At 39.9% G+C, this 15,178-nt stretch carries 11 protein-coding genes; 2 read left to right on the top strand and 9 right to left on the bottom strand.

The features are described 5' to 3' along the window. Window positions 1–925: 925 nt before the first annotated feature. From RG963_RS14395 to RG963_RS14385, 3 genes are all read right to left on the bottom strand, one after another. Window positions 926–1,105: a hypothetical protein gene (locus RG963_RS14395; RefSeq protein WP_310576977.1), complete on the bottom strand. Its 180-nt coding sequence runs from the start codon at window positions 1,103–1,105 to the stop codon at window positions 926–928. A gap of 116 nt (window positions 1,106–1,221) precedes the next feature. Beyond that, entirely contained in the window at window positions 1,222–1,368 is a 147-nt protein-coding gene (locus tag RG963_RS14390; protein ID WP_310576976.1) for a hypothetical protein, read from the bottom strand. A gap of 399 nt (window positions 1,369–1,767) precedes the next feature. Beyond that, window positions 1,768–2,937, bottom strand: coding sequence for a DEAD/DEAH box helicase (locus tag RG963_RS14385; protein WP_310576975.1), 1,170 nt, complete (start codon window positions 2,935–2,937; stop codon window positions 1,768–1,770). 779 nt (window positions 2,938–3,716) lie between these two features. On the opposite strand from RG963_RS14385, the gene RG963_RS14380 reads away from it, so the two are divergent. Further along, complete coding sequence (locus RG963_RS14380; protein ID WP_310576974.1) at window positions 3,717–4,067, top strand: VOC family protein; 351 nt, start codon at window positions 3,717–3,719, stop codon at window positions 4,065–4,067. Between the two features lie 204 nt (window positions 4,068–4,271). Here the strand turns inward: RG963_RS14380 and RG963_RS14375 are convergent, their stop codons facing one another. The 4 genes from RG963_RS14375 to RG963_RS14360 all read right to left on the bottom strand — a co-directional run bounded on the left by RG963_RS14375 (window position 4,272) and on the right by RG963_RS14360 (window position 10,488). After that, entirely contained in the window at window positions 4,272–4,454 is a 183-nt protein-coding gene (locus RG963_RS14375; RefSeq protein WP_310576973.1) for a CatA-like O-acetyltransferase, read from the bottom strand. A 206-nt stretch (window positions 4,455–4,660) separates the two neighbouring features. After that, window positions 4,661–5,527: an NAD(+) diphosphatase gene (gene nudC, locus RG963_RS14370; protein ID WP_310576972.1), complete on the bottom strand. Its 867-nt coding sequence runs from the start codon at window positions 5,525–5,527 to the stop codon at window positions 4,661–4,663. A gap of 581 nt (window positions 5,528–6,108) precedes the next feature. Then, on the bottom strand, window positions 6,109–8,412 hold the full coding sequence (locus RG963_RS14365) for a PKD domain-containing protein (protein WP_310576971.1): 2,304 nt from the start codon (window positions 8,410–8,412) through the stop codon (window positions 6,109–6,111). Window positions 8,413–9,030: 618 nt separating this feature from the next. After that, the gene (locus RG963_RS14360) at window positions 9,031–10,488 is read right to left on the bottom strand and encodes a PGF-pre-PGF domain-containing protein (RefSeq protein ID WP_310576970.1); all 1,458 of its coding nucleotides are present in this window, start codon (window positions 10,486–10,488) and stop codon (window positions 9,031–9,033) included. A 484-nt stretch (window positions 10,489–10,972) separates the two neighbouring features. On the opposite strand from RG963_RS14360, the gene RG963_RS14355 reads away from it, so the two are divergent. After that, on the top strand, window positions 10,973–11,305 hold the full coding sequence (locus tag RG963_RS14355; RefSeq protein ID WP_310576969.1) for a DUF2769 domain-containing protein: 333 nt from the start codon (window positions 10,973–10,975) through the stop codon (window positions 11,303–11,305). A 172-nt stretch (window positions 11,306–11,477) separates the two neighbouring features. Here the strand turns inward: RG963_RS14355 and RG963_RS14350 are convergent, their stop codons facing one another. Both RG963_RS14350 and RG963_RS14345 read right to left on the bottom strand, forming a co-directional pair. Next, window positions 11,478–14,225, bottom strand: coding sequence for a cation-translocating P-type ATPase (locus RG963_RS14350; protein ID WP_310576968.1), 2,748 nt, complete (start codon window positions 14,223–14,225; stop codon window positions 11,478–11,480). A 312-nt stretch (window positions 14,226–14,537) separates the two neighbouring features. Further along, window positions 14,538–14,819, bottom strand: a complete 282-nt coding sequence (locus tag RG963_RS14345; RefSeq protein ID WP_310576967.1) for a hypothetical protein — start codon at window positions 14,817–14,819, stop codon at window positions 14,538–14,540. Window positions 14,820–15,178 lie beyond the last annotated feature (359 nt).

Genomic DNA, 15,178 nt, shown 5'->3' with positions numbered 1-15,178 from the left:
TATATACTTCACATTGTTAACTTTCAAAAATGGTACTTTTTACGGTAAAGTTAATTATTAATGCAGGTCTAGGATTTTTTGTAGAACCTACGGCAAATCCATGTGATATATATGTAACTCGCATAGGAACTTTTTTGGTAACAATGGTAACATCAATCTTTGAGACAAACAACACCACCGAGCAAACATTTATACTCATACTCTTTTTTGGCTCAAAATGAAAAATTTGCTTGCTTACTCTATAGTTATCTAGACACACGTCGGCAGTTCTGAGACAGACAGACAAAATGACGGATCAATCAACAGCTTTGACATAGAGATTCTTAGTTCATTCTGTGACTATACTCTTAGAGCGTGTCTTAAAATTAAATTTGGTTCTATAATTGTGATAGGACTTTCACGCTTGAAATGAAAAACAGTATCATTAAGCCGCTAAATGTCTAATTAAGCCGCTAAATGTCTAAAGTGTAATTTTAATCAATGATGGCTATTGCATTTTATTTTGTATATAGAGTGCGTAAGCCCCGTGGGATAAAGTACTATCTTAAGTTTCAGTGTGTACCTGAATTTCGGAAAATTTGCGATCTGAATTTAAAATTAACGTTGCTCCTTATCCAATTGTAGAAATGGTTTGAATTTTAAGACAGCCTCTTAGACAGCTAGAAAAATAACTGATTAGTCAATTAAAACATATGAATACTTTCCGAGCGTATATATACTAACTGAAAAACGGAATCCATTTATAACACCATGACACCCCAATTTTTTCACTATTGGGCGTCCACTCCATGGGATAACAACCGCAAGCTGCTGTTTCCAACATCATATCCGAGGTTTCTTACCTTTTCCTCGGCAGTCCCTTTCACTCTTCTTGAATAATCCAAAATTTTTAGCGATTTTTTTTCAATTATTTCTTTTTATCGTCTTAGATACTCAGCAATTGTCTAAAAAAGGAAGATATATTTACTATTGCGTCCATATTTCCTGTAAAATGTTCTTTTTGATTTTCTGCCGTTACGGTTGCCAATTGTACAAACTTCTCAACCGTATCCTGTATGGGTACATTTACTACTTTAAATAATTCAGTTTCTTTAATAATTGCCATAAATTTCTCAAAAAACGAACATGGAACTCTTCGAATTACAGGCACAAAAATATGAAAGTTCTTTCAAGTACTTTCATGCCAAATTAATTCAGGGTATTCCTTCTTAATTCATAGTTTTAATTGAATGGCTGTAACATGCTTCTCTTTGTAGGGAAATTGCTTTTCAAAATCCTCCAGCTCCTCATTTCTATTTTAAAAACCTCGTCCTCATTGAATTTTCCTGAAATACCCCTCAAGCTACCATCATAGAGTTCCAATGCCATAAATGCATCAAGATCATCACCCTAGGATGTCTGGATATTATATTCTTTACAGGTGTCCGACAATTCTATTTCAGGATAAAAAGATGGTAAAAAAGGCATTTAAGGCTTTTAAGTTGGAGAAGAAGGAATTCAGTTATTACTGGAGGTAATTACCGGGCAGCCTGTTCAGGTTGGGGTGGCCGCACGCAATTTGATTTTAGCATAAATCTCCCACCCCGCAGTCAACGACCTCTGCCCATTGGTCCGAAGGCATCGGAAGGGTGCATTTTGACATCGTAGTGGCACGAACTGGCCGTCGTTCTTATTCTCGTGCCTGGGTTTTGCAGGAGCAGTCCATTGCTCCTGTCGATGCCAATTGATCAATGGTTAGTTATAATGCAATGCACAGACGAACGGTGTCTAATAGTTTTTGTGCCTGGGTTTATGACCTTTTCTGGAGGGGTTGTTCATCCTATTTACCGGCTTTGGCAACCTTATTTCCGGTCTTTCAATTACAATCTTCTTCAGAGCAGGTAGTGCCTGTTCCTTAATATCCACATCATTGTCTTTCAGCACACTCATGAAATTAGCATGGTCATTTTTGGAAAGGATATTTATCGCTTTTCCTTCTGCTCCTGCTCGTGCAGTTCTTCCAATCCTGTGAATATACTGTTTACTCTCCCTGGGAATATCATAATTGTAAACATGGGAAACACCCTGTATATCAAGTCCTCTTCCGGCTACATCTGTGCATACAAGGACGCATATATTCCCGGAATGGAATTTTTCCATTATGCGAGTTCGTTCGTTCTGTGTCAATCCTCCATGAATTGCCACGGCATTGATACCTGATTTTCTCAGGTTTTTTGCGACTTTGTCAGTGTTTCTTTTTGTGTTGCAGAAAACCATCCCGAGGTTTGACTTCTCATTTTGTAGAAGGTACACGAGCAGAGATAATTTCATGTCATCTTGTACTTTATAAACGACCTGATTCAATTTTTGCGGGTCGATATAAGACTCTACTGATACTCGAACCGGGTTTTCCATGTACTTGCGGGAAAGCCGGACAATATCTTTTGTAATGGTCGCAGAGAACAAAAGGGTCTGCCTGTTTTGAGGACATTCCTTGATAATTTTTTCTACATCCACTTTGAATCCCATATCAAACATATGGTCTGCCTCATCAAGGACAAGGGTTTTCACATTATTGAATTTGATGGTATTTCTGCTGATATGATCAAGTAGCCTACCGGGTGTTCCCACAACAACCTCGGCATTCTTTAATTCTTTAATTTGTGGATTGATCCCTACACCGCCATAGATAGATGCGATATTTAACGGGTCGTATTTTGAGAATTTCCTGAAAGAATTTGCCACCTGCTCCGCCAGTTCTCTTGTAGGGGTCAGGATCAAAGCCTGAATTCCTTTTCCTTTTTCGGAATTTTGCAATATGCCGGAAGCAAATGCGAGTGTTTTTCCGGAACCTGTTGCGGCTCCGGCTATAACATCTTCCCCAGCAAGTATTAGGGGAATTGATTTTTCCTGTACTGCTGTAGGGCTTTCAAAGCCATGTTCATCTATTGATTTCAAAACAGCATTACTGAGACCTAGTTTTTTAAAATTATTCATAGTTAGACTTTCCGTGATTTTTCTGAAAAAGCTATTTAATTGCTTTTTCATATTCATATATTTAAGACATATTAAAAACAATTAAGAGCTATAAGCACAACTTCAGAAAAGTTAAGATTAATTTACTGCTTAAAAGTTAGTAATCGCTTATAACAGTGAACTCTCCCTTTATACTTTTGCCTATTTTGATGATGTGATTACCCAGCATTCATTATTCTTCCAAAGGTTCCGTTTGTAATAGTGTGCCGCTTCATGCAAGAGCCGTTTCCGGTTTGTTTGGGCGCCACCACATCCAATATACCGCATAACACTGCAAGGCTCACTCATCTATCATTAGATAATGAGCTGATCCCAAAACCCAAAAACTACTTTTTTGAATCTTGTTTTGAAAGGAACAATCGAACTACTGATTAGGAAAATAGTTTTGGGTACCTTCCAACCCTACTTTGACAGGAGCATACATTTTATAATGTATAAATGGGCTTCATGCTTCTGTTTTCTGCATACAATTAAAATTTATATCATGTGTTTATTGATTTTTGATATTTGAAATTTTACTAAACTGTGATGTGTCAATACAACATGTTTTTTGTATGAAAATACTATAATAATTAGTAAAATCTGTCAAAGTAGGGTTCCAATATGGGAGTAAAAATGGCTTTTGGGATAGACTCGTTGATAAAAAATTACCAAATTCAACATTAATAAATAATGATAAACAGTATTTATATGGTGATAATATGAAAGTTAAATACGCTACCATCATAGTTGAGGATATGGATGAGTCAATTAAATTTTACACAGAAGTTCTGGGATTTGAAATAGATAGCCAACACAATCCCCAACCTGGAGCAACAATCACATTATTGAAAGGGGAAGGGGATGCTATGATAGAGCTCATAAAAAATACAGAGAATGAAACTGGCCTGTTTTCGGTGGGAATGGATGTTGAAGACATAAACACCACAGTGAAAGAACTCAAATCTAAAGGTGCCAGAATCACCATGGAACCCATACCAATAATAGTTGGGACCCTTGCCTTCTTAGAAGACCCAAATGGAGTCAAAATAGCGCTAATTCAACACCACTAATCTTTTTTTTCAATTCATTGCGGTTCTTATTTGCTTCTGTGATTTATAACCGTCTAAAAAAACTAGTGTCGCGTCAATCCTCAAAGATTTAACGATTCTGAATAATTGCAATTGATTTTATACGACATTTTGCTGTTGACTCGACACTAGCAAAATTGGAAAAATTGTAGAGCTTGAATATTCTTTGCTATTCTCTTCAATATCTCAGGTTTTCTGAGAACTGCCCCTCGTAAATGACCAGTTATTTTCTTTAACGTGCTTTTTAAAATTCGTCACATTAAGTTCAAAACTCACACAATATTGAGGCTGCACTGCATTTCTATATATTTGACAATACCCTTTTCTTTTCCAGGTTTCAAAATCTATTGTCTGGTATCTGTTTCCCATATTTACGCCTTCGTTCAATACAATCTACATTACGATATAACACCACCATTGATACAGTATCTATGAACTCAGGTTATGGAATGAAAAAGACCGGGCATATGGCAAGTCCGATGAACATCCTGAGAATGATATTGAGAATGATAAAAAGAATTAAAAAAGGTTGCAGCGGGAAGAATAAAATTCTGAATTGAATTATCAACCTGGCTTTAAATTTCCAGCCCTTCTTCTCTAAGGAAATGGTCAATCAGCTTTCTTGATATGCTGATTTTTCCAGGCAGATCAGGCAGGTTTTCTACCGAAAACCATTGTGCATCCCCAATTTCGAACCCATCGGGCCGGATATCTCCTGAACTGTACTCCGCTGTAAACCCGATCATAAGAGAATTCGGAAACGGCCAGGCTTGTGTCCCGAAATAGGCAATATTTTTAACCTCAATTCCCACTTCTTCCTTAACCTCCCTGCTGACTGCAGCTTCGGCTGACTCTCCAGGCTCTACGAAACCGGCTATCAAGCTGTACATGCCGGAAGGAAAATTAGGCGACCTTGCAAGTAAAACCTCATGGCCTTTTCTGATAAGCACGATTACTGCGGGTGAGATCCTCGGATAGAACAGCTCTCCACAGGCAGGACATTCCTTTCCCCTTTCTCCGGGTTTTTGCAGGGTCTTTGTCCCGCATCTGCTGCAAAACTGGTTTGTCCTGTCCCATTCCATAATCTGGACTGCTTTATTCACAAGCGCAAAGCACCCTTCGCTCATATCCGAGTGCGCCTGCCTGAGATCCGCAAATTCCATCCCCTCTGGCGCCCTGGTATCTTCAGGAAGTTCCACAGAATAGCAGTGTATTTCCTCAAGAGTTCCGAGATACTGTTCCCTGACTCCGGAAAGCCCAAGCTCTCCAAAGTCCAGCAATTTGGGAATTGCTCCAGGGTTTTTATGAAGCTTGAGTAGAATCTCGCGGCCTCGGAAGATGAACCAGAGCGCTTTTTCCGTCCTGTTGAGTGGAGGTTCGATGCCTACGATAAATTCCGGGCAGGTGGAATTTTCCCTGTGTGTAGGGGTCATAATGTTCATACATATTGTTTTTTGTTATATATATGATTACAGGAGCATTTGTATTTGAATAGTTTTTTTAAAGAGAATTTCTACAGGTGAGAATTTGTCAAAAAATCGATCGTGCAAAGAGCTTACAGGACAATATCAGGAAATCATGGATCTTTACCGTGATAATTGGTTAGGAAAGAATACTACAAAGAACTTAAAGTGAACCATCGCAAAAATTGTAAAGTAAGATGAGCGAAAGCAGGCTGACACGCTCAAATTAAAAGGTATAGAATCCGGGCATAATTGGTGTGCTGACATTCTGGCAAATGGACAAATGATTCTCGGCTTACAGATGGTTTCCAAGGTATTAACATCATTATGGTATAGAACCTGGTAAACCCTATATTGCCGAATATAAGTTGAAAGATGCTTAAGGAAAAACGTAAAAAGCTACCTGAGAATTTTAAATGAGATTGAAATAGATTCAAGGAAATTGGATCTAATACGGAAAAATAGTAAACAGGAGGGTAGTTCCAATCTGGCCATAAAAGGCGAATGTACTTGCCAGATTAGATCGATAACCCTCACTACTGAATCTAATTCACACTGCTTTATCTTCTCTTAATTCTATATAAGAAAATACAGAATAGACATACAATGCCACTGATTATGCCAAATCCCGGAGCCTTTTTGTTTTCTTCAGCTATTTTACTTGCAATAGTGCTTGTATTTGCAATAGTGCTTGTATTACTGGCTACAGTACTGCTTGTGGCTATTTGAGCAGGTTTTGCAGCTATTGCATTGGGTTCACCTTTTGTACCTGTTATTGCGAAGGAGGAGTAACCAGGCACATTTGCTGTGAAATGCAGGAACCGGTCATCTTCACTTGTCAGATTTACCGGCAACTCCACCCATTCTTTTTTCTTGTCATCATACCTATTCAGTAGAATAGAGGACTTGTTTATATTATTCTCGTTTACCCATGAGGTATTGACTTTAAAATTGACAGATGCATTTTCAATGCTCTTTGAGGTACCATAACCACCGTTTCCAACCCATACATTGAATGACTTGTAAACAATACCTTCAGGAAGCTTGGAAACCAGGCTCGACTTATTCTTCAGTTCCTCAATAATCGTTGTGGTCTTGCCTGCAGTTGTAGTTGATCTGAATGTTATTGATTCAACACAGGTTGCGTTCTTTGTAAAATTAAAAGTCACATCCTTTCCATTGGAAATAAAGATCTGTGAAATCTCTTTTACCTGGACGTTCTTTGCTGGTTCAGGAGATCCGCCAGCACCGCCACCACCACTGCTACTGCCGCTCTTGTGGCTATGGCCTCCACTACTACTGCTGTCGCTACTGTCGTCACTGTCGCTGGAACTGCTCTCTTCCAGTACGTTTATTGTATCAATTTTTGAGGCAGTTTCGTTTTCATTGCTTACTGTCAGGTTAACATTATAGGTTCCTGCTGCGGAATAATTATGCATTGGATTTTGCTCGGTTGAATTAGCGCCGTCTCCAAAGTCCCATTTCCATTCATTTGCATTTTGCGATAAATCTGTAAATTGCACATAAAGAGGAGCAGAGCCACTGGTGGTATTTGCATCAAAGTCCGCTACAGGAAAAATGTTTTCTTGACTCGTTCCTCCATCCACATTTATGTCTAGAGTTTTCGAGCTCGAACCATTTTCATTGTTTACGGTCAGGTTAACATTATAGTTTCCTGCTGAGGAATAATTATGCGTTGGATTTTGCTCGGGTGAATTAGCTCCGTCTCCAAAGTTCCAGCTCCATCCATTTGCATTTTGCGAGAGGTCTCTAAACTGCACAGAAAAAGGGGCAGAGCCACTGGTGGTATTTGCATCAAAGTCCGCTACAGGAAGAATGTTTTCTTGAACCGGTTCTCCCTGGACAATTACATTTAGAGTTTTTGAGTTCGAGCCCTTTTCATTGATTACGGTCAGGACAACGGCATAGTTTCCTGCTTCAGAGTAAGTATGCTTCGGGTTCTTCTCTACTGAAATACTTCCGTCTCCAAAGTTCCAGTTCCATCCGTTTGCGTTTTGCGATATATCTGTGAATTGCACAGAAAGGGGAGCAGAGCCACTGGTAGTATTTGCACCAAAGTCCGCTACAGGAAGAATGTTTTCTTGAACCGGTTCTCCCTGGACAATTACATTTAGAGTGTTCGAGCTCGAGCCCTTTTCGTTGTTTACGGTCAGGACAATGGCATAGTTTCCCGCTTCTGAATAAGTATGCGTCGGGTTCTTCTCTGTTGAAGTACTTCCGTCTCCAAAGTTCCAGGACCAGGAAGTTGCACCTGTACTTTTGTCAGTAAATGCTACATTCAATGGTGCTTTTCCAGAGGTAGGGGATATAGAGAATGCAGCAACTGGCAGGTTTGCTTCGTCATTATTACCGCTTCCACCAGGATCCCATCTTGCATAATAAGGGATTCCTTCTTCATACACACCACTAATACTTTCTGTGGCAACTGTTTTTGTATCAAAAGAGGTATCTATGAACTGCCCATTCCCTATGTATATCCCCACATGACTAATAAGCCAGTAATTTCTATTGTTTTTAGTAATGTCTTTTTTCCAAAAGATTACATCTCCCGGAGTGGGCGAAGTTGTAGTAACATAATACGCATTTTTTTTCATATTAGGTACAGTTTGGAAAACTATGTCTTTGGCTCCGGCTTGTTTGTATACTTGAAATACTAAGTGAGAGCAATCAATTCCCGATCTGTTGTTGCTGCCATGCACGGATTTAACTCCAATCCAGCTTTTTGCGGCTTCTACTACTGCGGATTCGGATGTTCCTACAGGAGCTGCTGCTACAAGGGGTATGAATGCTATTAAGATAGCTACAAAGAGTATGGCTATTAATTTTTGTTTATTGATCTTCATTTTTGCTCAATGTCCCTGTTTTTAATAACTTAACTATGAGCTAATCCCATAACTCAAAACTGATTCTCGAATCTCGTATTCTGGATAATTCATCAAGGGTTGTGTTCATGAAAATTCTTTTTGAAACTCTTACCGATTGGAGATAAAATTGGTTTTGGGATGAGCTATATATCATACATTTTATTATAATCCTACATTCGGCAGGTGACTTGTTTTTTTCAGAGTATTATTACTGAGAATGTTTTTGGGAAAACGTTGCCTCCCATAAAAAATATTCTTGCAAAAATAGTTCGCTACTTATATAAATAGTTAGATTGGGTCACATGTTAACCAGTTTCATATATAGTACAAATTTCTAGAATATCTGAAAAAAGTTATCATGAAAAATATCCAATTCTTAATATCGACCTGCCGAAGATAGATTGAAAGATGCTTAAGGGAAAACGTGAAAAAGCTACCTGAGAATTTTAAATGAGATTGAAATAGATTCAAGGAAATTGGATCTAATACGGAAAAATAGTAAACAGGAGGGTAGTTCCAATCTGACCTTAAAAGGCGAATGTACTTGCCAGATTAGATCAATAACCCTCACTACCTTAATCTAATTCACACCATGCTTTATCTTCTCTTAATTCTATACAAGAAAATACAGAATAGACATACAATGCCACTAATTATACCAAATCCAGGAGTCTTTTTGTTTTCTCCAGCTATCTTATTTGCAATAGTAGTTGTATTACTGGCTACAGTACTGCTTGTGGCTATTTGAGCAGGTTTTGCAGCTATTGCATTGCGTTCGCCTTTTGTACCTGTTATTGCGAAGGAGGAGTAACCAGGCACATTTGCTGTGAAATGCAGGAACCGGTCATCTTCGTTTGTCAGATTTACCGGCAGCTCCACCCATTCTTTTTTCTTGTCATCATACCTATTCAGTAGAATAGAGGACTTGTTTATATTATTCTCGTTTACCCATGAGGTATTGACTTTAAAATTGACAGATGCATTTTCAATGCTCTTTGAGGTACCATAACCACCGTTTCCAACCCATACATTGAATGACTTGTAAACAATACCTTCAGGAAGCTTGGAAACCAGGCTCGACTTATTCTTCAGTTCCTCAACAATCGTTGTGGTCTTGCCTGCAGTTGTAGTTGATCTGAATGTTATTGATTCAACACAGGTTGCGTTCTTTGTAAAATTAAAAGTCACATCTTTTCCATTTGAAATAAAATTCTGTGAAATCTCTTTTACCTGGATGTTCTTTGCTGGTTCGGGGGAACCTCCAGCACCGCCGCCACCACTGCTAGAACTGTGATGACTACTGCCAGAACTGCTATCACTATCAGATTCCGATATAGTCTCATTAGTTATTGGTGTAGGTTCTGCAGGCACAATAGGGGTTGGTATGGGTTCAACAGATCCAACAGGGTCCGATGTAACAGGCGTTGTGTTAGACTCATTCGTGCTTATTTCAGTGTTATTTTTAAGTTCTACTTTCAGGGGACCTGGATCCCCGTCAGTGTTAACCATTTTGCCACAATCTATAAACGTATTATCACTTACATAGATTATAGCCATCTCTCCGCATGCGACTCCAACATTACAATCTATAAATTTATTATTTACAACATGAAACTCGGAGTACATGTGAGTACTAATGCCCATAGCTTGATTAATTATTTTACAATTTTCAATAGTGCCCCCCGTATAGATGTCACAAACAACTCCACCTGAATCATTTGTACCTTTTAAAGTAATGCCTTTGAAGGTTGTTCCGGAAGCTCCATTTGAAAGGTAAAAGTTACCATCGTACATACCAATGCCTTGAATTATAGTATCATCCGGATTTCCAGATTTAGACATTATTGTAATATCAGGTTTCTCAATAGTGACATTTTGATTATAAGTGCCAGGCTCTATGATTATTGTATCGCCTTCTGTTGCGTTATCAACTGCCATCTGTAGTGATTCACCGTTGTGCACTATGATCTCAGCTGCAGAACCTATGCCAGAACCTGCCATTAATATCAGAAAGGCAGATAATAATGCAATCACACGATTTTTTGATTTCCACATAACAACCACCCGAATAAAATATTTTTATTCTCTGATCTTAATTATCAAAAATACGAATTTTAGGCTTCCACTGATTTACTGATCTGAGTATGATATCTTGTATAATGAGTGAGAACTATTTTGGGCCCTTATTAATTAGAATATCAAACCTTGGTATTTAAGCTCAGTGATATTATATAATATTGGCTAATTATATAATATTGGCTACTTCATTTTGTTATATACATTGTTTTATATTTTTAATCTATCAAGACTTCGTATAAATTACTTGATCGAATTTTAATGTGTAATCTACAATATCCAATAAGTAGATACTGACCATAACAAAAAGACATCTAAAAAGATAAATGATCATAACAAAAGCAGAAGAGAGAACCTTATTTTTAACTTAATTAAAAAAGCTCCCGAACTCAAAAGGCTTTTCTTCTCTAAAGCCAAAATACAAAGTGAATCTATTTCAGGAATATTTTTTAGGGGGCGTAAAATGAGTGAAAAAAGTGCAGCCGTAGAAGCAGAGGTTCCATATAGTGTATCAAATATCAAAAGGTGTATGTGTCCGCAGTGTCCTGTCCAGGCTGACAGTGCAGGTACACAGGAAAAAATTGGAAACTTAAGAAACGAAACTAAAAGTTTAGGTGAAGGTGAAGCTCCGGAGCTTCAAAAGGTTCCAGGAGTCTACTGTTCGACAGGTGCTGCTTCCTGTGTTCTGAATCCCAACAAACAATGTCTCTGCAAAACCTGTGCTGTCTGGGGAGAATATTGCCTGGAACATGCAAACCCGATGATGTATTTCTGTGATATCGGTAGAGCGACCTGATCCTCTTATTTTGCAGGATGACAGTTTTTTGGCACTGAGCTGTTTAGTGGAGTTGGAAATAGTTGCCTGGATATAAAGTTTCCAGGTCAAAAAAGGGATTTAACAACGAATAATCCCGTTCTGTCCAAAAAGTCGAAAGGGTTTGCTTAAAAGCAGACCCTATTCCCTGGTTTTACCTGTGAATCCTCTTTTCCAGATATTTCGTGATCTCCATGGCTATGAGGGTGGTCGAAGCCAGCGGAATGATCATTGCCCAGTCGGAGAACGAGAGAGGCACAGTCCGAAAAGCCGTCTGCATAATCGGAACATAGATTGCGGCAAGCTGCAGGAGCACGGTACTCAATACAGCATAGATAAGGGACCTGTTGGTAAAAATTCCCAGGGAGAATATAGAATTCCTGTCCGAACGCCAGTTAAAGGCGTTGAACATCAGGGAAATAACCACCAGGGTAAAGATCAGAGTCTGGATCTTTGGAAGAGATACCCCGTTATTGAGAGACCAGTAAAGGACTCCGAGAGACTGGATAGCAATCAAAGATCCTAACCCAAGGCTTGCTATGATCATTCTTTTTGAAACAAGCCCTTCTGTTGATTTTCTGGGTTTCTGCTTCATAAGCCCCTTATCCGGGGCTTCTAGAGAAAGCGCCATTGGAGGTAGGCCGTCTGTGATAAGGTTGATCCAGAGGATCTGGACGGCAATAACAGGCAGGATTTGCCAGGCAAGCACCCCGACAAGGACAATCAGGACTACTCCTATGTGGCAGGTTAGGCCGTAGGCAATGAAGTTTTTGATATTCTTCAATATATTTCTGCCCTCTTCGACTGCCGACACAATGGATGCAAAATTGTCGTCTGTCAGGATCATGCTTGACGCTTCCTTGCTGACATCCGTTCCTGTAATGCCCATTGCAATGCCCATATCTGCGGCTTTCAGGGCAGGAGCATCATTTACCCCGTCTCCGGTCATTGCAACCACATACCCTTTTTTCTTAAGAGCTTCAACGACCTTCAGCTTGTGTTCAGGATATACCCTTGCGTAGACTGAAATCTTCTCCACGATCTCTTCAAATTTCCTGTCGTCCAGGGCATCGAGTTCGATGCCAGTAAGGACAAGGTCTCCTTCCCGGAAAATTCCAAGTTCCCTTGCAATTGCAAAAGCAGTTATTTTGTGGTCACCTGTAATCATTACGGTCCTGATTCCCGCATCAGCACAGGTGGCAATCGCAACTTTGACCTCTTCTCTTGGGGGATCGCGCATACCCATAAGCCCTGCAAAAACCATTTCTTTTTCAGCTTCTTCAGGGAGGATATTTTCTGCAACCTTACGATAGGCAAATCCCATAACCCGAAGAGTCTGGTTTGCCATCTCATGTAGGGTGTCCAGGATTTCCTGCCTTATTTCAGGGGTTAACTGCTCCTCGTGCTCTCCAAGGAAGATTTTTGTACAGGAGGCAAGGATAACTTCCGGAGCTCCTTTGGAATATGCATACAGCCCGTCTTTGGAGTTGTTCAGGGTAGTCATCATCTTCCTCTCGGAAGAAAAGGGAACTTCTCCGGTGCGTCTGTGTTTCTCCTCAAGCGCAATTTTCCAGATTCCTGCTTTAGCTGCCGCAACCACAAGAGCGCCCTCTGTAGGGTCGCCTGTAATGTCCCACACTTCTTCTTCCTGGATTAGCCCTGCGTCATTACAAAGGGCCCCGGCAACCAGCAGTTTATGAAGATGCGCGTCTTTGGAAACAGGCTCGTCTTTGGAAACAGGCTCGTCTTTGGAAACAGGCTCGTCTTTGGAAACAGGCTCGTCTTTGGAAACAGGCTCGTCTTTGGAAACAGGCTCGTCTCCCCTGAAAAAATCGCCTACAGGCTCATACCCTCTGCCTGTAACGTTTAAGACAGCTCTGTTTACATACACCTTTTCAACAGTCATCTTGTTCTGGGTAAGTGTCCCGGTTTTGTCTGTACAGATGATGTTGGTAGAGCCGAGAGTTTCCACAGAGGGCAGTTTTCTGACAAGAGCGTGTCTCTTCACCATTCTTCGAACACCGAGAGCAAGCCCGACAGTTACAACCGCAGGGAGAGCTTCCGGGATTGCCGCTACAGCAAGAGCAACACCCCAGAGAAACATCTCAAAGGGAGAGAAACCCTGCAAGACTCCGAGCACTGCCACAAAAGCCACGACTACGAGGGTTGCAATCCCGAGCCAGCGCCCGAACTGGTCAAGTTTCTCCTGAAGGGGGGTTCTCTCCCTTTCGATTTCTCCGAGAAGCCCGGCCAGTTTACCAAAGGCGCTATTCATGCCTGTTGCCGTAATTACTGCCTTTCCTCTGCCATAGGCTACTGCAGTCCCGGTATAGGCAATATTTTTCCTATCAGGCTCCGGGGTTTCGAGAGGGAAAACGTCGGTGCTTTTTCCTACAGGGGCGGATTCTCCTGTGAGGGAGGATTCGTCAATTTTCAGGGAAAGAACCTCAAGCAATCTGGCATCAGCAGGAATCCGGTCCCCTGTCTGCAAAAGCAGGATATCGCCCGGAACAAGCAGAGCTGAAGGAATTTTTACTTCTTTTTTGTCCCTTACTACCAGAGCTTCGGGGCTGGTCAGTGATTTTAAAAGTTTGATCGATTCTTCTGCCCTGTACTCCTGGACAAAGCCAAGTACGCCTGCAAGAAATACCGTAAACATTATCACAAAGGCATCGATAAGCTCTCCGAGAGCGGCAGAAACCAGTGCAGCAACTACCAAAATAACGATCAGAAAACTCTTGAACTGAGAGAGAAAAAGCTTCACTACAGACGTTTTTTCTTCTTCTTTGAGTTCGTTTTTCCCGTACTTTTCAAGCCTGTTTTCTGCTTCTTCCGAACTAAGCCCGGCTTCGGACGTGTTCAGAGCTTTTAGAACCGCATCTGCGGTTTCGTCATAATACATCCAGTGTATATCTCCAATAATCAATTGCAAACGCCTTCAACTTAAAAGTGTTTACAATCTGCCAGTTTTAAGTATAGTATTCGATCAATTGCAAGCGCCTTCAACTTAAAAGCGTTTACAATCTGCCAGTTTTAAGTATAGTATTCGAGAGGATAATAATTCATTAATAGGATATAGAATTTGGGATGAAAAAATCCTAAAAACAAGATTGTAGGTTCCTCAGAGACACTTTTAAATGAGAATTTAACATTGAACTGTATCCTATTCAAATTGAGTGGAAAGCTCTAACTTTCAACTCTGTGAGCTTTTTTCTCAGATCAGTTTCGCTAGAGCTGGTACCTCAAATGTTTTGCTCACTCTCTCAAATATGTAATCATATGCATTTACACTCAGTTTCTTTGCTGCTTGAACAATCATCATAAATGTATCGTTTGTTCCTTCATCTATTATATTTTGAAGGCTCAAGTCTCTTTTTATGACCTTTGCTCTTACCGCTAACCCCGCGACATTGGTATGTAGTAAAATCTCTGGTAAAATCAGTACCTTTAACAAATGTTCCCTGTTCTCTTTCGTCTTACCGATTCGTTCGTCCAACTGTTCATATCCTGTTTTGATCGAAAACAACCGATTGAACTTTTCAGATAATTGCTTCACTACTTCTGAATTGGGATTTATTCCAAACTCGCAGAGTTCCTCATAAAAATCCCAGTACTTGTCAAAAGCTTCCAGCTTATCTCTTTTGTCATCGGTTAGCGAATTTTATGCACAACTTCAAATATTATATATAGCGATTTTCCAACAGAATCCCTCTATATATAGCATAAAAAAGAACACTTTTTGATATTTAGAACCTTAACCGAATCCAAATACAACTTATCTTTATGACCCGAATTTGACAAATTCCGCTAATTACTACAGTATTTTCTTACAAAAAACACGTTACATCGACACAT

Source organism: Methanosarcina baikalica, from assembly GCF_031461075.1.
Classification (GTDB): Archaea; Halobacteriota; Methanosarcinia; order Methanosarcinales; family Methanosarcinaceae; genus Methanosarcina; species Methanosarcina baikalica.
This window is presented reverse-complemented; position numbering and strand designations above follow the sequence as displayed.